Consider the following 22,400-nt stretch of genomic DNA (forward strand, 5'->3'; position numbering starts at 1 on the left):
CTGACCGCCCGTAAATTACGCAACCCCGCACTGAGGATTACAGATTGGCCATTACGCGTCCAGACCTTAATCCCATATAGAATTGCAAATGTATGAAGAGGGGGTGAACAAGGGTTATCGATGTTAAAACTTTATCCACCAATAGAAGCCCGGAAGACGGGACGACTGAAAGTTACGGACCTCCATGAGATCTACTGGGAGGAATCGGGCAATCCCGACGGCCTGCCAATCATTGCGCTTCACGGCGGTCCCGGCGGTGGATCGAACCCTGAAATGCGTCGCTTCTTCGATCCGGAAATCTATCGCATCATTCTGTTCGATCAGCGCGGCTGCGGTCGCTCCACCCCGCACTCGGAGCTGCGCGAGAATGATACCTGGGCGCTCGTCAGCGACATGGAGGCAATCCGCGAACACCTCGGCATTGACAAATGGGTTGTCTTCGGTGGGTCCTGGGGCTCCACCCTCTCTCTGTCATATGCGGTCACCCATACCGAGCGCGTCCTTGGCCTGATCCTGCGCGGCATCTTCCTGATCACGGACGCCGAGATCCAGTGGTTCTACCAGGACGGGGCGAGCCGCCTCTTCCCCGACGCCTATGACCGCTATGTCGCTCCCATACCGGAGGCGGAACGCGGTGACCTGCTGCACGCTTTTCACAAACGCCTGATCAGCGACAACCGGCAGGAACGCCTTGCCGCCGCCAAGGCATGGGCGTGTTGGGAAGGTGAGACGATCTCCATTCAGGGCCCCTCTTCTCGCCCTGCCAAATTCGAGGAAGACGCTTTCGCTGACGCCTTTGCCCGCATTGAGTGCCACTACTTCGTCAACAAGGGCTTCTTCGAGGACGATGGCTGGCTGCTCAAGCAGGCGGCAGAGAAGCTGAAAGGTGTTCCGGGCATCATCGTACACGGACGGTACGACGTGGTGACGCCGCTCTCGACGGCCTGGGCGCTCACCAAGGTCTGGCCGGATGCAGAGCTCCACATCGTCTCGGACGCGGGCCATTCCAGCCTCGACAGCGGCATCATCGACCAGCTGATCCGCGCCACCCGGAGTTTCGCGAAGAAATTTGGATAGGCATCGCGAACTGAAGACCCATGAAAAGGGCGCCGCACAGGCGCCCTTTTGCTTTTTCGGAGGCCTCGCCTATTCGGCCGGAAGCGGATTGTTCGGCCCGAGAATGCTCGTCATGAAGTCTGGAAGCTGCACATTGTATTGCTGCTGGATCTTGTCGAAGAAGCCGAAGAACAGGACAAAGGCCAGGAACACCGGCACCGGCCACCGCATCAGGAAGCGCCACACATTCATGATCGTGCCTTCGCCAAGTTCACTCTCGAGCATGTCGCGCGACAGGATCCATCCAGCGAAAATCACTGCCAGCAATCCGCCGAGCGGCAGTAGGAGATTCCCCGTCAGGAAGTCCACGAAGTCGAGATAATCAAGCGAGAACACATAGGCCGACCCCACAACGAACAGGATCACACCCATGCCAAGCGAGGCCCCGAACCGGGTGACGCCCTGACGCTCCTCAAGCCATGATACGGATACTTCCATCAGGGAGATCGAGGAGGTGAACGCGGCAAAGAGCGCGAGGCCGAAAAAGATGACAGCCATGATTTCACCGCCGGGAATGCTGCCAAATGCAACCGGCATCGACACGAAAAACAGGCTCGGTCCACCGGCCGGGTCGAGACCCGCAGCGAAGACGATCGGGAAGATGGCAAAGCCGGCAATCAGCGCAACCATCGTATCAGAACCTGCAACGATGCCTGACGCCCGCGGAATGTGCGTATCCCGCGCCAGATAGGCGCCGTAAGTAATCATCAGGCCCACACCGACACCAATCGAGAAGAAGGCTTGTCCAATGGCTTCGAGGAAGGTGTTGAAGCCCACATCCTCCCATTTCGGGGTCAGGAGAAACTCAGCGGCGGCCCCGGCATCGCCATTGGCCAGCGAAAAGCCGACGACAACAACCAGCATGATGAAAAAGGCCGGCATGAGTACTGTCGCCGCCCTTTCGATGCCGCCTTTCACCCCTCGTCCGACAATCCACACATTGGTGGCAAGGAACAGGGCAAGCAGGAAGAGAATGTACCATTTCGATGCCATGGGATGGGCGCCAATGCCGATCACATCCTCGAAATTCGTGCCAGACGCCTCCGCATTCATGCCGACAAACTTGCCCTGGAGCGCTTGTAGCGTGAACGCGATCAGCCAGGACGAAATGACGACGTAGAAGCTTAGAATGAATGACGCCGTCAGCGTGCCGACCCAGCCGACAATGCCCCAATTGAGGCTCTTGCCTTCGGCGCGGGCCAGCGACTCGACGCCTTCGACAGCCGACATGCCGGACTTTCGTCCCATCGCATATTCAGCCATCAGCAATGGCAGGCCCACGAAGGCGACAGAGATCAGATAGATGACGATAAATGCGCCGCCGCCATTCTCACCCGCCGTGTAGGGAAAACGCCAGAAATTGCCGAGACCGACGGATGAGCCCACAGCGGCCATGATGAAGCCGAACTTTGAGCCCCATGTCTCTGTCTTGCGACCAATTTCCATATTTCGCTCCCTCCAGGAAATGATTTTGGCGGGACACTATCCACGGCGGGATAAAGGTCAACGCTTCGCGGTGTGCAGGGGTCAAATTCCCCCCTGAGCGGATAGTCGCTCATTGCGTCCAAGGTGAACCGAAATGATGATGCCGAAACAGGCCATCGTCGTAAACATCACCGTCCCGCCATAAGAGACCAGCGGCAAGGGAACCCCCACGACCGGCACGAGACCGAGGACCATTGCCACATTGAACAGGATGAAGAAGGCGACGGTCGCGACCGACCCCACTGCGGCGAACCTGCCGAACAGGCTTGTCGAGCGTCCTGCAATGATGAGTCCCCAGGTCAGGATCACACCCCAGATGAGAAGCAGGCCCGTCGCCCCCAGGAAACCGAACTCCTCGGCGATCACGGTAAGGATGAAGTCGGTATGCTGCTCGGGAATATAGTCGAGCTGGGCCTGCGTGCCTTCCATGAAGCCACGCCCCTCCCAGCCGCCTGACCCGATCGCGATCTTTGCCTGCTCGATCTGGTAGCCATCATCAAGCGTATTGACGGATTTTCCGGTCAGCTGGGCAACGAAGGTGTCGACGCGTTCCTGCTGATAGGGTTCGAGCACAAACTGGTAGACTGGCCATATGCTGAGCAGAGCCGCAATCACTGCGGAAACTATGACACGGTACCACAGTCCTCCGAGATAGATCAGCACCCCGCCCGATGCGAAGAGCGCGAGTGTTGTCCCGAAGTCTGGCTGTTTGAAGATCAGTGCGGCCGGCACAAGGATCATGAACAGCGGGGGAAAATGAATCAGCAACCGCCCTGACTGGTGGGTGAGATTGTTTTGGTAGTAGCGGGCAAGCGCAAGCGTCAGGGCAAGCTTCATGAATTCGGAAGGCTGCACATTGACGGGGCCGAGCGGCAGCCAGCGCTGCGCGCCACCCCCGGTCACGCCAAACATCTCCACACCGACCAGCATGGCCAGGGTCACGAAATAGGCGGGCCAGGCGGCCTGCAGCCAGACACGAATGGGCACCAGGGCCACGACAAACATCAGGGCAAGGGCAATGCCGAAGCGCACGGCATGGCGTGCCGGCAGGGCCGCTTCTTCAGGGTTGGTATAGGTTGCGCTGAACAGGGCTGCCGTGCCGATACAGGCGACACAGACCAGCAGCAGCACGAGCCCCCACGGTATGGCCGCAAGCGTCTTTCCGAAATCGCGGTCATCCATACGGACCGAAGAAGCGCTAGACGTCCAGGCCATCAGGGCGCGCCGCGGTCATTGCCGCCGGAAGGGCGCCCTGCCGTCTGCTGCCATTTGGCAGCCTTGCGGGAATCGCGGCGGATCGCTTCGGCGAGGATATCCCGCGCGACCGGCGCAGCCGTACTCGACCCGCCTTCGCCATGCTCCACGACAACCGAGATCGCGTATTTCGGATCGTCTGCAGGCGCATAGGCCACGAACAGTGCATGATCGCGAAGTTTGCGATCAATCTGGTCACCCTTGAGAACGCCCGAGCGGCGCTCTTCCTCGGTGATGCGCCGCACCTGAGCCGTGCCGGTCTTGCCGGCAAGTCGTGGGCCGCCAAGGCCGAGATCCCCGGACCGCCAGGCTGTACCGCCCGCCTCTGATGTCACGCCATACATGCCGGCCATCATCCGCTCCATCATCTCCGGGTCTAGCGGGGCATCTTCCTTGATCGGCTCATCCGGGCGCGGGCCGTCACCAATGATATAGGGCTCGATGATTCGGCCCTTGGCAGCAATACGGGCAGACATGAGCGCCAGCTGGAGCGGCGTCGTGGCGAGATAGCCCTGCCCGATGCCATAATTCAGTGTCTCGCCTTCATACCAGGGCTCACCGAGCGCTTTGCGTTTCCATTCATCATTCGGCACCGTTCCGGCACGCCCGCCCGTCAGGCCGAGCTCCCAGCGCTGGCCGAAGCCGAATTTTTTCGACACTTCCGCGATCTTCTCGACGCCAACCCGGCGGGCAATTTCGTAGAAGTAGACGTCGCAGCTTCCCTTGATCGCCCAGTGCATGTTGACCGAGCCGTGACCGCCCGCCTTCCAGCAGTGCCAGGTGCGATTGCCAAAACGGTAATAGCGGTTGCAGTGCACCCGCATTTCAGGATTGATGCCCGCCTCAAGCGCCGCAGTCGCCACCACCATCTTGAAGGTCGAGCCCGGCGGATACGTGCCGTCATAGGCCTTGTGATAGAGAGGTGAGCGGTCATTCTCACGCAGCTCGTTGTAGTCGGCATATGAAATGCCGTTGACGAAATCATTGGGGTCGAAGGCTGGCGTGGAGACAAAGGCAAGTATTGCGCCTGTCTCAATGTCGAGCACGACCGCCGCACCGCTTTCCTCGCCAAAGCGCTCAATGGCCGCCCGTTGAAGCTCCGCGTCCACTGTGAGCCCGATATCCTTGCCCGGCGTTGGTGCGAGATCGTCGCTCTCCAGTTCGCGGATGACGCGTCCGGCCGCATTCGTTTCGAGCCGGCGGAATCCGGGTTCGCCGCGCAGCCAGGCTTCGGCATGTCGCTCGACACCGGAGCGGCCTGTCCGCATGTCCGGGTGCTTGAACAGGCGCGTCAGCAGGCGGGTTTCCTCATCCCCGAGATTCTTTGTCAGCCGAGCAAGATCATCCTGGCTTGCCTTGGCGACATAGCCGAGCACATGCGCAAAATCGCGGCCGCGCGGATAGGAACGCGTCGCAGCCATATCGACCTCGACACCCGGAATACTCGCCGCGATCAGAGACATGCGCGCAAAGTCCTCATAGGACAGCTCGCTGCGGACAATCGTCGACTGGAAGGAGGCCTGCTGGCGCGCCTGACGCGCAATACGCGCCTGCTGTTCCGGGGGCAGGTCGATATGTCTGGCAATCTCTGACAGGGAGGCTTCGAGATTTGGGGTCTGCTCGCGAATGATGGAGACGCGTCCAGCCTGTCTGTGAGAGGCAAGCGGCACGCCGAACCGGTCATAGATCGTGCCCCGGCGCGGCGGCGCGAGGTCGAGCTTTACCCCATTCTCCTTTGCGATTTCCATGTAGCGCTGGCCTTCGAACAGCTGCAGCTGCGCGAGTCGTGCAACGAGACCTGAGAACATTAGCCCGCCTGCGATACCGGTCGCCACAGTGCGCCGGTTCAGGCGATCTTCAAAATCCTTGGGCGAACTCATACCATGCTCCCCGTCAACGGAACGATACGCCGTCCGAGGTCAAAGACAGGCGCCATCAGCATGTGCATGACATAGGTCACGACCATTGCACTGATCAGCGGCGACACTTGAACCACATGCCCCGACGCAAAGCTCGCCAGCAACCAGACGAGGCTGAACGCTATGGCATACAGCACCACCGGCGCAGCCATGGAGATGATCGGCGCACGTTCGCGATCGAAAGCCCGACTGAAAGCCGCGCTGAGACCAAACACGCTGAGATTGATGAAGCCGAAACAGCCAAGCGGCGCATAGGCGCTGACATCCTGGGCGACGCCGAGAATGACAAGCAGCACCATCGGGCGAAAGGCGACGCCGCTTCGACCCCAGCCGACCGCCGCCACGAGCGCTGCATAAGGCCAGACGAGTTCCTGGTCGAAAAGGGATTTCGGCGTCAGCCCGACAATCCCCACCAGGGCGACCATCAGGAACCCGATAATCAGCCGGCTAGTCGGCCCCGCTTCCCGCCAGAGACGCGAAATTCCAGACACGGCCCCCTGATCACGACGACGAGCCATGGGTCAGGGCGCTCCCGGATTCTGCGCGCCTTGCGGTTCTGCGCCTTCGGACGCCGCGGTTTCCGTTTCTTCGCTGGGCGCTTCTTGCACCGGGAAAGCTTCGGGCGTCGGAATCTTCATGCTCGGCATGAGGCGCACAAAACCGCCCTGCGAGTCGCGCATGCCGAACTCGACGCGCAAGGTTCCGCCACGCTGCACGATCTCGCCGACGACAATCCCGCGCGGGAATATGCCGCCCTCGCCAGACGTCAGGACGCGCTCGCCCAGGATGAAATCGCCGCGCTCTGGAAGGTCTGTCAGCGTGCCAAGATCATCGCGGTCGCCAAACAGGATGGCGCGAAGGCCACTCGCCTCTCCCATGACGGGGACGCGCGAGTTGAAATCGGTCACCAGCAGCACGCGCGCCGAGCGCTCGCCAAGCTGAACGACCCGCCCCACCAGTCCGCCTTCATTCTCGGCATACGCCCCCTCCTCGACGCCTTGCAGCCGGCCGGCATTGACGAGAATGGCCTCGCGGAAGGGGCCGTTTGTTTCTGTTGTGATGCGCGCTGTCACACCGCGCACAGGTGGCTCACCCATGACATTGAGCATCTCTTCATACGCTTCCAGGCGCGCCGCCATGGAAATGGCCACAGACCGATACCGCGTCAGTTCTCGGACCTGGGCTTCAAGCTCGCGTATACGCGCCTCACGGGCGGCCTTGCCGGTAATCTGATCCCAGAGGCCCGGACGGGCTGAACTTGCAAGCTGGTCGGCCGCCATCGCGCGTGTCGGGTCGACCATGGCGCGGAGGCGTGGAGAGGTCTGCAGCAACAGAACACCAAACAGGCCGGCAAGGGCAATAAAAAGGGCGTATCGCCGCAACGGGCGACCCTTCAGACGCTTTCCTCGCACACGGGCCATGGACGTCCCTTCTGGCCTCCGACCACTCGATTAATCCTGAATTGATCCGGCCGGTTTCGCAACCGGGAATTCAGCCTGGCTGTTGCTAGACTTCCGGTGACAGGACGTTTTTCATCCGCACCAGATTTTCCAGAACATAGCCGCAGCCATTGGCAACGCATTTTAGCGGGTCGTCGGCAATCATGACAGGCAATTGCGCTTGCTCACGGATAACCACGTCGAGATTGCGCAGCAGCGCGCCGCCGCCTGTCAGCACAATACCGCGGTCGACAATATCGGCAGCGAGTTCGGGCGCCATCGCCTCCAGCGCGAGCTTGATCGCCTCGACAATCTCGCCGACCGGATCGGCCAGCGCTTCTGCCATCATGGCTTCGTTGACTTCAACCTCATTCGGTACGCCGTCTGCCGAGCCGCGGCCGCGAACCGTTACAGTCAGGCCTTCGCCGCTCTCGGGTGCCTTGGCAGACCCGATTTCCTTCTTGATCCGCTCGGCCGACATCTCCCCGATCATGATCTGCTTGGCCTTGCGCAGATAGTTCATGATGGCGTGGTCCATCTTGTCGCCGCCGACGCGAACGGAGCGGGAGTAGACGATGCCGCCAAGCGACAGAACGGCCACCTCGGTCGTGCCACCACCGATATCGACCACCATGGAGCCTGCTGGTTCTTCAATCGGCAGGCCCGCACCAATTGCGGCCGCCATGGGCTCCTCGATCAGCTGGACGTCGCGCGCGCCGGCAGCCAGCGCCGACTGGTGAATGGCGCGGCGTTCGACATTGGTCGCAGAGCTTGGCACACAGATGATGATCAGCGGAGAAACGAAGGCGCGGCGATTGTGCACTTTGCGAATGAAGTGCTTGATCATTTCCTCGGCGACTTCGAAGTCCGCAATCACGCCATCGCGCATCGGGCGAATGGCTTCCATGTTCAGCGGGGTCTTGCCGAGCATCTGTTTGGCCTGGTTCCCAACCGCGTAAACAACCTTGCGACCACCCTGGTTCATGTATGCGACGACGGACGGCTCATCGAGCTTGATGCCCTGACCTTTCACGTAGACCAGCGTGTTCGCCGTCCCGAGGTCAATGGCCATATCCGTGGAGAGCATGCCGAGAAGGCTACCGATCATTTGCAACGTCGCTTTTCTAGTGGTGCGAACGACAATTCGCCCGCACACAGGTGTGGATATTGATCAGCCCTATACCACAAATGCCGTTTCCACTCCGTTAACGCAAGTGAAACACTGTTGACAGATGGAACGCCTCGTTCCATCAGCAAATAGTTCAGTAATGGCGGGGCTTTATGCGAACCCCGCCATCGCCTCGGATTTCATTCCACAAACGAAACGTTCACTCCCGATCGGGAGCGATTCATTCTCTGTAAATCATCATTATTGACGCGCGCATCGCGCTTGCAAACAATCAGGCGGCGAGGCGCTTCATCCGGCGGGCTTCAAGCTTGTTAAGCGCGTGAATGTAAGCCTTCGCGCTGGCCACCAGCGTATCAGGGTCTGAAGCGCGACCGACAGCCATGATGCCCTCGCCCTTCAGTCGAACGCTGACCTCAGCTTGCGCATCCGTCCCGCCCGTCACCGCGTGCACCTGATAAAGATCAAGCTTGGCATCGTGCTTGACGATGGAACGGATCGCGATGAAGACCGCGTCCACCGGCCCATTGCCTTCGCAACTGGCCGAACGTTCTTCACCATCGACCACAAGCGTCAGATCCGCCGTTTGCGGCCCCTCAGACCCGGCCACCACACGCAGGCGTTTGAAAGCGACCCGTTCACCCATGGCAGACAGCTGGTCATCCACAAGGGCCAGGATGTCATCATCGAAGACGTGCTTCTTCTTGTCGGCAAGTGCCTTGAACCGTTTGAACGCTTCGTTGAGCGAATCCTGATCCAGTTCGTAGCCGAGCGAGTGTAGCTTGTCACGGAAAGCGTTGCGACCAGACAGCTTGCCCATGACCAGAGAAGACTTGGAGACGCCGACATCTTCCGGCTTCATAATCTCATAGGTCTCGGTGTTCTTGAGCATGCCGTCCTGGTGGATGCCGCTCTCATGGGCGAACGCATTCTTGCCGACAATGGCCTTGTTATACTGGACGGGAAAGCCGGTAATCCGGCTTACCATCTGGCTCGCACGGGCCAGGCGTGTCGTATCGATGCCAGTCTCGAAAGGCAGGCTGTCACCGCGCACCTTGAAGGCCATGACGACCTCTTCCAGCGATGCATTGCCGGCCCGCTCACCAAGTCCATTGATCGTGCATTCAATCTGCCTTGCGCCATTCGCCGCGCCAGCGATCGAGTTCGCCACCGCAAGGCCGAGGTCGTTATGGCAATGGGTTGACCAGATCACCTTGTCCGAGTTCGGGATATTCTCCCGAAGGCTACGGATCAGCGCGCCATATTCATCGGGATGCGAATAGCCAACCGTATCGGGCACATTGATTGTGGTGGCGCCGGACGTGATGGCCGCGTCAATGCATTTGCACAGGAAGTCGAACTCTGTCCGCGTTGCGTCTTCCGCGCTCCATTCGACATCGTCGACGAGATTGCGCGCCTGCGCCACAGAACGGCCAACTGCTTCCAGTACCGCGTTCGGCCCCATTTTCAGCTTGTGCTTCATGTGCACCGGGCTGGTCGAGATGAAGGTGTGGATCCGCGGGCGAGCCGCCGCACGCACAGCCTCTCCGCAGCGCTCGATATCGCCGGGAGTCGACCGTGCCAGGCCCGTGATCACAGAGGATTTGGAACGCCGTGCTATTTCCTGCACAGCCTTGAAATCACCTTGCGAGGAAGCGGGAAAGCCAGCCTCGATAATATCGACACCCATCGTTTCAAGCAGGTCGGCAAGATCCAGCTTTTCCTTGTGGGTCATGGACGCGCCCGGCGATTGCTCGCCATCGCGCATTGTCGTGTCAAAAATCAGAATTCGGTCTTTATCGGTCGTCATGGTCTGGCCTGTCTGGAAAACTTGGGACTGGTACTGGGTGTGTACGAGGCTTGAAGTGTTCCCCTGACCAGGCGCCAGACGACTAGTGTCCGGCGGCAACCGGCCAGGGGCCGGTAAGCAGCAGGGTGGTAAGCATCAGCAGGGGCAATTTCTTGCGCATGGCGAGACTAATCCGTGTTCTCGCCCCGAGTGTCAACCGGTTCAACTACGTCAACCGCAATAATCTTGCCCGCACGGCGCCGTTGACGCGCATAAAGCCATACCGCCGCAAAGACGAGGGTCGCCGCAGCCGCGAGTCCCGCTGCCAGCAATGGCGAACCGCTGAGCGCCGCCATCAGGCTCTGGCCCGCAAACGTGACCAGCAGGATCTTCGGAATGACGCCCAGCGCCATGCCCGAGAGAAAGGCAAGAAAGTTGGCACGCACGGCACCGAACGCCATGTTCACGATGAGGAATGGCCCCGTCGGCACATTTCTCACAATGGCACTGGCGGCGAAGGCATTGCGCGTGACGAATTCGGTGAATTTCTGCGTCCGACGGCCCGACAGGCGCGCCACGGCGGCCTCTCCACTGAACCGTCCAAGCCAGAAAGTGATGGCCCCGGAAACAAGCGTCGCCACCCAGGAGTAGAATGCCCCATACACTGGCCCGAACGCGACGACGGCGGCACCGATGAGCCCGAATTGCGGAATTCCGACAAAGGCTGCACCGCAGAAAAGCGCGATCACGGCCGGCAGGGCCCAGGGTGTGTCGGCGAGTGCCTGCATCTGGGCAATGAACTGCTCAAGCGAGCCGAGCACGCCCGTCTTGCCGAGAATGAACAGCCCAATCACGCCCGCGCCGAGCGCGAGGCCGAACCACAGCGCCTTGCGGGAACGGCGCGCGGGAAGAGATGGACTCTCGGGCTGCATCGCCGCTCCTTTGATTTAGACCGCCCGGATCGTCAAGCACGACCGGCAGGTCACGCGCGCAAGCGGGCCTACGCTGCCGGCTTCTCGAACTTGATCATGAACTGGTCGGTTGTGCCGCGAACCTTTTCGTCGAAGACATTGACCGTGAGGTCGTCCTCGGGATTGTCGAACAGGTCGCTTTCGGCCACCACGACAAAGCCTGCCTCGGTCGCAAGGTCCTTCACGATCTGCGGGTCTATCCGGTGCGTGTCGCCGCCGGTTGTTGCAGGCGATCCTGCCGGGGCAGTGTGATCGATCACCACAAACGTCCCGCCCGGTTTCAGCACGCGAAAGATTTCAGGTAGCGAGTTGTCGGGATTGGTCACCAACTTGGTACCGCTTTCGGGCGTATACCAGAGCTCGTGCGGCCCCTGGAACCAGGTCACAACGTCGACCGATGCATCATCCAGCGGCATCTCGTCAAAATTGACCTTCAGGTATTCGACATTATCCAGCCCTTCGAGGCGGGTTTCCAGACTGTTGCCGAGAAAGGCGTCGAACGCCGCCGGATTCTGCATGTAGAGCTTCGCGTCATCGGTGAGGTAGCGCGAAAAAATCTCGGTAAAATATCCACCCCCGGCTTCCAGCTCGAGCAGAGTGTCGTCCGGCTCCAGACCGATGAATTCGACCACTGCCGCCGGATGGCGCATGGCATCGCGTTCGATATCGGTGTCCGGTCGCGCATCATTGACGATGGCGGCGTTGAGGCGCGCAGCGTCCGCACTCACCGTTTCGGCAACGGGCGGCATTGGCACATCGACCGGCGCGAGCCCGGCCTCCGTCTTGGTCGCCGCACAGGCCGAGGCCAGCAGCAGCATGGCCGCACCCGTCATCAATCTTAACGTCATGTCTTCCTCCAACTTGCCCCATCCGGAGCACTCATCCTGGGTCTGCACGCCCCGCCCCATACTGGACCGACCCAGCGCATTTCACCAGAGGAAATAAGGGCCGTGCACCGCAGCTTCAGGCCTTTGCCAGCATGGCCTCGCTCATCTCCCACAGCCGGTCCGCACCTACCTCATCCGTGATCCATTCACGGGCATGTTCCCAGCGTTGGCTGCTTTCGTTGGCAAGCTGGGCAATGTCGCAATTCTCGCAATACTCGCCGCCCCGCCCCTCCAGACTTGGCGATGTCGCAGCCCACACAGTGGTAGATGCCCCCTGCTCGGGTGTCTTGAACATCGCCTGCACCGCTTCAGGGATCGTCCCGTCGGCATTTTTCCAGCCCAGCGCGACCATCTCTTCTTCCGGCAGGTAGCGCTGCAGCGGCGTGAAAATGCCGCCCGGATGAACCGAAAAGGCCGTCACACCCTTGTGCTTCCACCTGCGGTCAATCCCGTTGGCAAACAGGGCATCCGCGGACTTCGCCTGGCCATAGGCTTCCCATTTGTCATAGTTGCGGGTCTCATAATTCGGATCATCCCAGATCACATCGCTGCGCGCATGCCCTATGGATGACAGGCTGACGATCCGCGTGCGTTCGGCACGGTCGATCGCAGGTTCAAGCGCGAGCGCCAATGCCATATGCCCTAGATGATTGACCCCAAACTGCGCCTCCCAGCCCGGCCCCACCCGGCTGAGCGGGCACGCCATGATCCCCGCATTGTTGATCAGGATGTGAAGCGGGCGCTCAGACGCAACGTAATCGGCAGCAAAACGCCTCACGCTTGCAATATCTGCGAGATCCATCTCGGCTACGGCGATCATTTGCGGAATGTCCGCCAGCGTCGCTTTTGCCACGTCGAGACGCCTCGCTGGCACCGTCACATGCGCGCCTGCCCCGGCCAGCGCACGCACCGTCTCCAGGCCGATGCCGCTATATCCTCCCGTCACGATGGCGTTCACGCCGGTGAGGTCGATGCCTTCGACAACGTCTTTCGCCGTGCTCTTGGCATGAAAACCCGATCCGATCGGGGCCTGATCCTTCGCGGTCATCTGACGATCTCCCAATACTATTGCTATCGTTATCGACCGAACCCTGCGCCTTCGGGCTTGGACTGGCAAGCCCGACTGCATAAGACGTCTGAATTCAGTCAAATTTCACCGGTCTACTGGCTGGCATGAAACGGAAACAGATGATGACACGCCGCCCTCTAGCCATTGCTGCCGCCCTGCTCGTCGGGCTTTCCTTCTCGGTGCCCGCTTCGGCCCAGTTCGGGCGCGAAGAGATCGCCCGCCCCGACGCCGATGAGCTCTACGCCGACCGCGCCGTCGAGAAAGGCTGGTATGACGATGCGATCGAGCGTTATCAGACCGCCTGCAAGGACACGTCCCGGCAGACCGCCGTCTGGGCCCGCAACTGCCGCAAGCTCGCTGACATCTACCGCAAGGGCCAGGGTGTAAGACAGGACTATCCAAGGGCGCAGTCCCTGTACCACAGGGCCTGTTTCGAGGGAGATGACGCGGTCGCCTGCAGCCAGCAGGCCCATGTGTCCTTCAAGGGCAATGATGGCGACGTCGACCTGCCCTATGCCCGCAAGCTCTATAAGGCAGCGTGCGACCTTGGTGACCAGACCGCATGCGCGGGCTATGGCTCGATGCTGTATCGCGGACAAGGGGGTCCCATGCAGCGCACAACAGGCAAGCAGTACATCCAGAATGCCTGCGCCGCGGGCGATGAATGGGCCTGCGAACGCGCACGCGGCTTCGGCCTGCCAGAACGTCAGGGGCTGTAGAAAAGCAGCGCAACCGATCCAGAGAACCCAATCATAACTTGAAAGATTACATGAAATTTCCGCTTTGACGTTACGCCGGTCTTCGCACTCATCTGATACTGATTTGTCATGCCGACGAATCTTCAACTCCTGAGAGCGAGTACCGGCGCTGTCATGCGGGCGCTGATGTTCTTCGGCTTTATCATGGTCACAGCCCTGTCTCTGGTCACCATTTTTGCAGTGAGTCTGACAGCTTTTGGCGGCATTCCTGCAGACCGGACCGAGTTTCTGTTTACCGTGCTCGCCATTTCCACATGCGTTGCGGCGCCGATGGGCGCCATGGCCGCACAAAACCAGTACCATCTCGACCGGTACCACTCCACGTTGCACGCCATGGCCTCAACCGATCCGCTTACCGGGCTGTTCAATCGCCGTTCCTTCGAGAATTTCGCCAATGAAGAGATCGAGCGCATGCAGCGCACCGGTCATCAGTCCAGCATCGCAATCTTTGATCTCGACCACTTCAAGGCCTTTAACGACACCCACGGCCACAGCTTTGGTGATCAGGTTCTCGTGCAGGTCGCCGCAATCAGTCACGCCCAGCTCCGCGGCCCATTTGACCGGCTCGGACGCTGGGGCGGCGAGGAATTTGTCGTCCTGCTTACCAATCTGTCTCCCCGTCAGGCGGATGCTGTGTGCGAGCGGCTGCGCAAACGGATTGAGGCGGCCAGTATGGTCTTCAAGAACAAGTCATCCAATGTCACTGCAAGCTTCGGGGTGGCGAGCCTTGATGCCAGTATGGGCCTTGCGGCCAGCCTCGAGCAGGCCGACGAAATGCTCTACCGCGCGAAAAGAGATGGCCGAAACAAGGTTGTATCGGCAGTCATGCTCCGCCGAGCGGCCTGAGAGTCGCGCCCGACACACCAGCTTGTGATTGCGGAGGAAGCATGGGCTCCTACATTGGAGTGGATGATTCCGTTTTCCGTCCTTGATCTCGCCCCCATTGTTGAAGGCAGCACTGCTCAGGATGCCCTTGCACGGGCCCGCCGGCTTGCGACGCATGCCGACCGGCTGGGTTACAATCGCTACTGGCTCGCCGAGCACCATAACATGCCAGGCATCGCCAGCGCCGCCACGGCCGTCATGATTGCTCATGCAGGCCAGGACACTCAGAAGATTCGTCTCGGTGCCGGCGGCATCATGTTGCCGAACCACGCGCCCATCATGGTGGCCGAACAGTTCGGAACCCTCGAAGCGATCTATCCCGGGCGGATCGACCTCGGCCTTGGCCGCGCACCGGGCGGTGACCAGGCGGTCGCCCATGCGCTGCGCCGCACCCTTGTCGGCGGCGAGGACCGGTTCCCGAAAGAGGTCGTTGAATTGCAGGCCTGGTTGGGAGAGGTCCAGCCGGGACAGCGTGTCCAGGCCGTGCCCGGCGGCGGAACCAATATCCCGCTCTGGATCCTCGGCTCATCCACTTTCGGCGCGCAGCTCGCCGCCCATCTCGGCCTGCCTTACGCATTCGCGTCGCACTTCGCGCCGCAGCAGATGGAGCGCGCCATCCAGATCTACCGTGAAACCTTCCAGCCCTCAGAACAGCTGAAGACGCCCCATGTCATGCTCGGTTTCAACATGATTGCCGCTGACACCGATGAGGAGGCGCACCTGCTCGCTTCGTCGCTGCGCCGGACTTTCGTCAATCTTCGACGCGGCACACCGACCCGTCTTGCACCACCGGACCTGTCCTTCGACGAGGAGATCCTGCCGCATGAACGCATCATGCTTGAGACGATCCTGTCCTGTTCGGCGGTCGGATCCGCGCAAACGGTAAAGGCGAAGCTTGAGGACTTCATCGGGCGGACGGGCGCCGACGAACTCATCCTGTCCGCACACATATTCGATGAGACCGCCCGGCACCGCTCTTATGAGATCGCCGCCGAGGTGCGAGAAAGTCTGACGCCGGCCAAGGCCGCCGAATAAAAGGCACCACTCAAAAAACGTGACTGGTCTTCTCGACCAGCACCGATTAAACGGGCCGACCGATGTTGACCCGCTTTTTCGCCGCTCCCGTGTTCATAGCCGTCATTGCGATTGCGATGGGAACAGGCATTGATGCTCTGGTGAAAGGTGTCGCCCCCAATGCCGGCCTTCATCACCTGCTAGCCTGGCGATTCCTGTTTGGCGGGATCATTGCTTTTGCGGTGTTCAAGGCCAAGCGCAGGCCAGCCCCAAAGGCCGAAGCTATCCGTTTCCACACAATCCGCGGCCTGCTGCAGCTGTTTTGTGCATTCACCTTCTTCTACGCCCTGACCCAGCTGCGCCTCGCCGAAGCCACTGCCCTCGGCTTTACCGCCGCCCTCATGGTGGCGCCGGTCGCCCGCATTGTCATTGGTGAGAAGATCAGTCCGGTAGCTGTGGCCGCTGCGCTCATCGGGTTTCTCGGCGTACTGCTCGCCGTGACCGGGTCGGGCGCAGGCAACGATCTCGCGGACGGCAAGAACCGGACACTCGGCCTCATCGCCCTGTTCTCATCCACGATCGGCTATGCCTTTGTGCTCGTCTTCCTGCGGATGCGCGCCACGAAGGAAGACGCGACAACTATTGCCATGTTTACCAATGTCGTGCCCGCCATCGCACTGCTTCCAATAACCTTCGGCTTTTTCGGCTTTCCGGTGCTGGCATCGCTACCGGTCTTTCTCGCGCTTGGCGCAGCGGGCTATTCGGTCTGGTTCCTGATGACGCTGGCTTACGCCAAGGCACCGGCTCAGCAGCTCGCGCCCATTGAGTACACCGCCCTCATCTGGAGTGCGGTCCTCGGCCTCATTTTCTTCGATGAGTGGCCGGGCTGGCAGCTCTGGGCGGGCGCCGTTATCATCATCACAAGCTGTATGATTGTCGCCTTCGAAGGACGGTTCCGCACGCGTCGGCAGGCTGGGCTGCCGGCGAGCGATATTCCAGAGTGAGCTAGAGGCTGCGCCCGATCTTGACCGCTTCACGGGCCTTTTCAGTAATTGCCGCCCAGTCGCCCCGTGCCATCTCGTCCTTCGTGGCAATCCACGAACCGCCCACGGCGATGACATTCGGCAGGGAGAGGTACTCGCCAGCATTCTGCGGGGTGATGCCACCGGTTGGCATGAAATCGATATGCGGCAGGGGACCGGCCAGCGACTTCAGGAATTTCGCTCCGCCTGCCGCTTCTGCCGGGAAGAATTTCAGGACACCATAGCCCTCGTCGAACCGCGCCATCGCTTCGCTCGCCGAAGCGACGCCCGGCAGGATGATGCCGTCATGGCTGGCCAGCGCATCAAGCAGCAGCGGCGAGGTACCCGGTGTCACAAGAAAGTCAGAACCGGCCTTCAGGGCCGCATCAACATCGCCCTCGGAGATGATGGTGCCCGCGCCAATGAGAAGGTCCTTTTCGGCCTCACCCATACGGCGAATGACGTCCAGGGCAGCGGGCGTGCGCAGCGTGATCTCCACACTCGTCATACCGCCCTTGATCAGCGCTTCTGCCAGCGGTTCGGCATGATCCGCGTCATAGACGGTGAGCACCGGAACGATCGGCGCGGCTTCGATTGCCGCCCGGAAGGCTGTCATGGTTTTCATTCGTCACGTCCTTCGTCGAAATAGAGGGCCGCTGCACCGACTAGCGCAGCCTCGCCAGCAAGCAAGAGGCGAACCGAAATAGGTGGCATGTAATCGCTCATGGGTCCGCGTTGCATGAAGCGTTCCAGCGCTTCCGGCGCGAGTAGCCATTCCTCAAGGCGCTCTGCCACACCGCCCGTGATCACAACGCCGCCGCGGGTGCCGTTCATCAGCGCCGCATCGCCCAGCGCGTACAGCGTCCCTCGCGCACGGATTTCGCAGATATCGCGGCAGATCCGGTCACCCTGCCGTGCCAGGTCCAGCATGTCGCCGGGTTGGATTTCGGTCCATTCCACCCCGTCAATCGCGCACAGGGCCTGGTGCACCGCATTCAGACCTGAGCCCGATAGCACAAGCTCGCGCGAGACGTAGCCGTGGGTTTCGAGCAGCTTTTCGTACAGTGCCCATTCGCGTTCATTGTAAGGCGCAAAGGCGGCATGCCCGCCCTCACCAGTCAGCACGCGCCAACCGGTGCGACCGACAGGAATGAGCGTTGCCATTCCGACACCCGTCCCGGGGCCGGAAACGAGGATCGGTTCGCGGCCATCATCCTCGGCGTCACCGGGATGGATCACGCGGAACGCGCTGTCCGGCAATTCGGGAATGGCGCGGGCCATGGCGGCATAGTCGTTGACCAGCTGGACGCGTTTCAGGTCGCACACATCGGCAAGCCGCCGCGCATCCACCGTCCAGTCGCGATTGGTGAGCTTGACCACACCGTCTTCAACCGGCCCTGCAATCGCAATCAGCGCCTGTTCGGGCTTCTTGTGACCGACTTCCTTGCAATAGGTTGCAAGCGCGAGGTCGAAGCTTTCAAAGTCGTCGCCGGGCATGACGGACACATCCGACACCACCGGATGACCGGCAAAGCCGCGGCGCGCCAGGGCAAATCGAACATTGGTGCCCCCAATATCGCCAACGAGAACCGGCTCGCTCATGCCCTCAAGCTTCCCGGCAGGAAGAAGTCGAACAGGCTACCGCCGGATTCCGGCCTGTCGGCATTGTCCCGGAAAGCGGAGAAGAGTTCGCGGCCAAGCCCCTGCCCTGAAATGTTCGGGCGGAATTGAGCAGGTTCTCGGGCTTCGAAGACGGTCGGGTCAATATCGACGTCGAGACGTCCCGTCTCTGCATCGAGCGTAATGACATCGCCGTCCTGAACGCGCGCCAGAGGGCCACCACGGGCCGCCTCCGGCCCGACGTGTATCGCTGCCGGGATCTTGCCGCTCGCGCCGGACATGCGCCCATCGGTGACAAGCGCGACGCGAAAGCCCTTGTCCTGCAGCGCGCCCAGCGCTGGCGAGAGCGCGTGCAGCTCAGGCATGCCATTTGCCGCTGGCCCCTGGAAACGCACGACCGCGACAACGTCCCTGTCGAGTTCGCCAGCCTTGAACGCCTCCTTCAGCGCCTCCTGGCTGTCGAAGACGCGGGCGGGCGCTGTGATCACCCGTCGATCCTGCTTGACGGACGACACCTTGATCACGCCGCGGCCCAGTGGCCCCTGCAGCATGCGCAGGCCGCCTTCGGCCTGGAACGGATCGGAGACCGGCCGCACAATATCCAAGTCGCCGCTCGTCATGGGGGCGTCGCGGAAAGCGAGCTTGCCGCCATCGAGCCAGGGCTCTTTCGCGTGCTCGGCAATCGGGCCCATCACGCCTTTCGCCTCCGCATTCATCAGGCCTGCATCCAGCAACTCACGCATCACAAAGCTCATGCCGCCAGCTGCCTGGAAATGGTTCACGTCCGCCGGGCCGTTTGGATAAATCCGGCAGAGAAGTGGAGTGACTGAGCTTACGTCCTCAAAGTCTTCAAGCGTGATCTGATAGCCCGAGGACGCCGCCATGGCCGGGATGTGTAGCGCGTGATTGGTCGAACCACCCGTCGCCATCAGGCCAACGAGGGCATTCACCCAGCTCTTCGCGTCAATCATTTCGCCCATAGGCGTGTAGTCGCGCTTGATCGTCAGCGCGACAGCCCGCTCCACCGACGCCCGCGTCAGCGCTTCTCTCAATGGCGTGCCCGGATTTTCGAACGCGGCGCCGGGAAGATGAAGCCCCATCACTTCCATCAGCATCTGGTTGGAGTTGGCCGTGCCATAGAAGGTACAGGTGCCGGGGCTGTGATAGCTCTCGGATTCTGCTTTGAGGAGTGCGTCCCGCCCAACCTTGCCGAGCGCATACTCCTGCCGGATGCGCTGCTTTTCCGGATTCGGCAATCCGGATGGCATCGGCCCGCCCGGAACGAAGACATGCGGCAGCCAGCCAAAGCGCAGCGCCGCAATCATCAGGCCCGGAACGATCTTGTCGCAGATGCCGAGATGCAGCGCGCCATCGAACATGTCATGACTGAGCGAGACGGCCGAGGCGAGCGCAATAACATCGCGGGAAAAGAGCGACAGCTCCATCCCCTCCTGGCCCTGGGTGACGCCGTCGCACATGGCCGGCACGCCACCTGCCACCTGCGCCGTCGCATTCACCTTGCGGGCTGCGTCGCGGATGATCTCGGGATAGTGCTCATAGGGCGCATGCGCCGAGAGCATGTCATTATAGGCGGTGATGATGCCGATATTCGGCCAGCTCGCGCCGAGGAGCTGCGTCTTGTCGATGACGGCGCAGCCCGCAGAAGCATGGGCAAGGTTACCGTCAGCCAGCTTCTCGCGCGCGAACCCGCTCGGTTTGCGGGACCGGATCAGGTCCAGATAGGCCGCTCGCGTCTCGGCCGAACGCGCTTCGATCCGCTCGGTGACGTCTTTCAGCTTGGGGTGCAGGTTCGTCATTTTCCATTGCTCCACCAGTCGCGCCCATCCTCGCGCAGCAGCATGCGCGCTTCAACCGGCCCGTCCTCGAGGCCGGCCGAGTAGGAATAGATGGGCGTCTTGGAATCAGCCCAGGCGTCGAGCAGACCATCCACCCACTCCCAGGCTTCCTCGACTTCCTCGCGCCGCATGAATAGTGCAAGGTTGCCCCGCACCACATCCATGAGCAGGCGCTCATAGGCATCTGGATACCGGACCTGGAAGCTCTCTGCATAGGACAGGTTCAGAGGAAGCGATTGCACGCGAAGGCCGCCCGGTCCCGGCTCCTTGATCTGGACGTAAAGCTGAACGCCTTCGTCTGGCTGAAGACGAATAATCAACCGGTTGGATTGGGCCTGCTCCTCGCCGAACATGGCGTGCGGGGCCTCGCGGAACTGCACCACGATCTCGGAATGACGAGAGCGCATCCGCTTTCCTGTGCGCAGGTAGAAGGGCACCCGCGCCCAACGCCAATTATCGACCCAGGCCTTGATCGCGACGAAGGTCTCAGTGTCGCTTTCGCCGTCTTCGAGCTCTTCGAGATAGCCTTTGACCTGCTTGCCATCGACGGTACCGGCCCCGTACTGGGCACGAACCGTCTCGCCATCGACGCATTTGGCGGTGAGAGGCCTTAGCGCGTTCAGGACCTTGATCTTCTCGGTGCGGATCTCGTCCGCCGACACCGAATTCGGCGGCTCCATGGCGATCAGGCAGAGCAGCTGCAGGATATGGTTCTGCACCATGTCACGCACCGCGCCAGCCGAGTCATAATAACCAGCCCTGTCACCAACCCCGACACTTTCAGAAACGGTGATCTGGATGTGATCGATTGCCGTGCGGTTCCACAGCGGCTCGAACAGCGTATTGCCAAAGCGCAGGACAAGAAGGTTCTGGACCGTCTCCTTGCCGAGATAATGATCAATCCGGTAGATGCGGTCTTCCGGGAAAACGGCGCCGACGCCCGCATTGATTTCGCGGGCCGATTCCAGATCGGTGCCGATAGGCTTTTCAAGGACAACACGCGCATCGCCCTTTGCAAGGCCGGCCTTGCCGATGGCCTCACAGATCGGGACATAGATTTTCGGAGTCACCGCGAGGTAAAAAATCGTCGGACGGTCTTCTGTGCTCAGCGCATTGGCCAGGGCTGCCCAATCGGCGCCTGGGTCGGTCGCATCCATGCCGACATAGGAGAGCATCTTCTCAAAGCCCTTCCAGTCATCCAGCTTGAAGTCCTTTCCGGCCGATGCCTTGCAGGCCTTCAGCGCAAACTCGCGAAAGGCCTTATCGGTCATCTCTGACCGGGACACACCGACAAGGCGGGAATCGTCCGGGATCTGTCCATCAAGATACCGGTGATACAACGCCGGCAGGAGTTTTCTTTGTGAAAGGTCGCCCGTACCGCCGAAAATAACGATATCGAACGCGTCTACGGGAATGAACTTCGCCATGTGCCCCAGCGTGATTGCGGTTGCGCAGCCGGGCCAAGCCACAGCGGCAACAACCAGTTTCGATTGCTTGCACGCTCAGCTTCTAATGCGAGAACTTGTCGAGGTCTACCGAAAACCTTGCCCATTTTTGCATTGAGATTGCATGATTTTGCAATCCTGATCACGCAATACTTGCTGATCTAGCTGCATGTGGGCCGCAATTTTTTTGCAGACGCCGACACAATTACCGGAACCTGGCTTTCGATCGTGCCGGTCCAGCCCGTCGCGCGCAGTGTCGCCTGCCCCCCCTGAACGCTCACCGTGCCATCCAGCTGGCCTTGTGGCCCACCCGTGCAGCTTAGCGTGAAAGCGTAGGTGCTGGCGTCATAAGTGCCATCGGTGACGGTGCAGTTGGGATTGATGTCGTTCAACAGCTCTTCGAAGCTCGCCGAGGCCTGCTGACCTTTGATGCAGTAATTGCCCTTGTCGACAATCGGCATGATGCCGAGCGTCGCGGTCGCCTGATAGGACCAGAGGCCTTCGGTCACTTCCGGTTCGGCCAGGGCGGCAGAAGCGGTGATCAGACAAGCGGCGGCGGTCAGTGTGTATTTCAAGGCAGGCTCCCTACAAGGTTGAGCAGCAATAAAGGTGCAATGCCCCACCCATGCGATCTAGCCAGCAATTCACGGCGAAATCGTGACCTGGGGACAAGCCCCGCTGCTCCGGTCGCATTACAGGAGAGCCGCATCGCGGACCTTTCGGCCGACTTGCGCGTAACTCTCAT

Annotated in this window: 20 protein-coding genes; 5 read left to right on the plus strand and 15 right to left on the minus strand. The window is 60.8% G+C overall.

Annotated elements, in window-relative coordinates; genetic code table 11:
* The first annotated feature begins 120 nt into the window (after positions 1-120).
* Positions 121-1,077 carry a prolyl aminopeptidase gene (gene pip / locus B8746_RS15550; protein WP_084394620.1) on the plus strand — a complete coding sequence of 319 codons (957 nt, stop codon included), beginning with the start codon at positions 121-123 and terminating at the stop codon, positions 1,075-1,077.
* 69 nt (positions 1,078-1,146) lie between these two features.
* Here the strand turns inward: pip and B8746_RS15555 are convergent, their stop codons facing one another.
* The 10 genes from B8746_RS15555 to B8746_RS15600 all read right to left on the minus strand — a co-directional run bounded on the left by B8746_RS15555 (position 1,147) and on the right by B8746_RS15600 (position 13,034).
* Positions 1,147-2,562 carry a sodium-dependent transporter gene (locus tag B8746_RS15555; RefSeq protein ID WP_084394621.1) on the minus strand — a complete coding sequence of 472 codons (1,416 nt, stop codon included), beginning with the start codon at positions 2,560-2,562 and terminating at the stop codon, positions 1,147-1,149.
* Between the two features lie 81 nt (positions 2,563-2,643).
* Complete coding sequence (gene rodA, locus B8746_RS15560; protein ID WP_084394622.1) at positions 2,644-3,816, minus strand: rod shape-determining protein RodA; 1,173 nt, start codon at positions 3,814-3,816, stop codon at positions 2,644-2,646.
* Complete coding sequence (gene mrdA / locus B8746_RS15565) at positions 3,816-5,735, minus strand: penicillin-binding protein 2 (protein WP_084394623.1); 1,920 nt, start codon at positions 5,733-5,735, stop codon at positions 3,816-3,818. The genes rodA and mrdA overlap by 1 nt, the downstream gene beginning before the upstream one ends.
* The gene (locus B8746_RS15570; RefSeq protein ID WP_143434625.1) at positions 5,732-6,292 is read right to left on the minus strand and encodes a hypothetical protein; all 561 of its coding nucleotides are present in this window, start codon (positions 6,290-6,292) and stop codon (positions 5,732-5,734) included. Before B8746_RS15570 ends, mrdA begins: the two co-directional genes overlap by 4 nt.
* A 3-nt stretch (positions 6,293-6,295) precedes the next feature.
* Positions 6,296-7,195, minus strand: coding sequence for a rod shape-determining protein MreC (locus tag B8746_RS15575; protein WP_084394625.1), 900 nt, complete (start codon positions 7,193-7,195; stop codon positions 6,296-6,298).
* A gap of 85 nt (positions 7,196-7,280) precedes the next feature.
* A complete protein-coding gene (locus B8746_RS15580) occupies positions 7,281-8,321 on the minus strand; it encodes a rod shape-determining protein (RefSeq protein WP_084394626.1) in 1,041 nt (346 codons plus the stop codon).
* A 292-nt stretch (positions 8,322-8,613) separates the two neighbouring features.
* Positions 8,614-10,149: a 2-isopropylmalate synthase gene (locus B8746_RS15585; RefSeq protein WP_084394627.1), complete on the minus strand. Its 1,536-nt coding sequence runs from the start codon at positions 10,147-10,149 to the stop codon at positions 8,614-8,616.
* 167 nt (positions 10,150-10,316) lie between these two features.
* Complete coding sequence (locus B8746_RS15590) at positions 10,317-11,060, minus strand: TVP38/TMEM64 family protein (protein WP_084394628.1); 744 nt, start codon at positions 11,058-11,060, stop codon at positions 10,317-10,319.
* A gap of 68 nt (positions 11,061-11,128) precedes the next feature.
* Entirely contained in the window at positions 11,129-11,947 is an 819-nt protein-coding gene (locus B8746_RS15595) for a class I SAM-dependent methyltransferase (RefSeq protein ID WP_158084665.1), read from the minus strand.
* A 115-nt stretch (positions 11,948-12,062) separates the two neighbouring features.
* Positions 12,063-13,034, minus strand: coding sequence for an oxidoreductase (locus tag B8746_RS15600; RefSeq protein ID WP_084394630.1), 972 nt, complete (start codon positions 13,032-13,034; stop codon positions 12,063-12,065).
* 140 nt (positions 13,035-13,174) lie between these two features.
* On the opposite strand from B8746_RS15600, the gene B8746_RS15605 reads away from it, so the two are divergent.
* The 4 genes from B8746_RS15605 to B8746_RS15620 all read left to right on the plus strand — a co-directional run bounded on the left by B8746_RS15605 (position 13,175) and on the right by B8746_RS15620 (position 16,716).
* Entirely contained in the window at positions 13,175-13,774 is a 600-nt protein-coding gene (locus tag B8746_RS15605; RefSeq protein ID WP_084394631.1) for a tetratricopeptide repeat protein, read from the plus strand.
* Between the two features lie 108 nt (positions 13,775-13,882).
* Positions 13,883-14,659, plus strand: a complete 777-nt coding sequence (locus B8746_RS15610) for a GGDEF domain-containing protein (RefSeq protein ID WP_084394632.1) — start codon at positions 13,883-13,885, stop codon at positions 14,657-14,659.
* A gap of 63 nt (positions 14,660-14,722) precedes the next feature.
* On the plus strand, positions 14,723-15,733 hold the full coding sequence (locus B8746_RS15615) for an LLM class flavin-dependent oxidoreductase (RefSeq protein ID WP_084394633.1): 1,011 nt from the start codon (positions 14,723-14,725) through the stop codon (positions 15,731-15,733).
* A 62-nt stretch (positions 15,734-15,795) separates the two neighbouring features.
* On the plus strand, positions 15,796-16,716 hold the full coding sequence (locus B8746_RS15620; RefSeq protein ID WP_084394634.1) for a DMT family transporter: 921 nt from the start codon (positions 15,796-15,798) through the stop codon (positions 16,714-16,716).
* Between the two features lies 1 nt (position 16,717).
* Here the strand turns inward: B8746_RS15620 and eda are convergent, their stop codons facing one another.
* From eda to B8746_RS15645, 5 genes are all read right to left on the minus strand, one after another.
* Positions 16,718-17,359 (minus strand): bifunctional 4-hydroxy-2-oxoglutarate aldolase/2-dehydro-3-deoxy-phosphogluconate aldolase, encoded by a 642-nt coding sequence (gene eda, locus B8746_RS15625; RefSeq protein ID WP_084394635.1) that lies wholly within the window; start codon positions 17,357-17,359, stop codon positions 16,718-16,720.
* A complete protein-coding gene (locus B8746_RS15630) occupies positions 17,356-18,336 on the minus strand; it encodes a glucokinase (protein ID WP_084394636.1) in 981 nt (326 codons plus the stop codon). The genes eda and B8746_RS15630 overlap by 4 nt, the downstream gene beginning before the upstream one ends.
* Positions 18,333-20,171 carry a phosphogluconate dehydratase gene (edd, locus tag B8746_RS15635; protein WP_084394637.1) on the minus strand — a complete coding sequence of 613 codons (1,839 nt, stop codon included), beginning with the start codon at positions 20,169-20,171 and terminating at the stop codon, positions 18,333-18,335. Before edd ends, B8746_RS15630 begins: the two co-directional genes overlap by 4 nt.
* Positions 20,168-21,637 carry a glucose-6-phosphate dehydrogenase gene (gene zwf / locus B8746_RS15640; RefSeq protein ID WP_084394638.1) on the minus strand — a complete coding sequence of 490 codons (1,470 nt, stop codon included), beginning with the start codon at positions 21,635-21,637 and terminating at the stop codon, positions 20,168-20,170. Before zwf ends, edd begins: the two co-directional genes overlap by 4 nt.
* A gap of 179 nt (positions 21,638-21,816) precedes the next feature.
* A complete protein-coding gene (locus B8746_RS15645) occupies positions 21,817-22,230 on the minus strand; it encodes a DUF3617 domain-containing protein (protein WP_158084666.1) in 414 nt (137 codons plus the stop codon).
* Positions 22,231-22,400 lie beyond the last annotated feature (170 nt).

It is taken from the genome of Henriciella pelagia, from assembly GCF_002088945.1.
GTDB lineage: Bacteria > Pseudomonadota > Alphaproteobacteria > Caulobacterales > Hyphomonadaceae > Henriciella > Henriciella pelagia.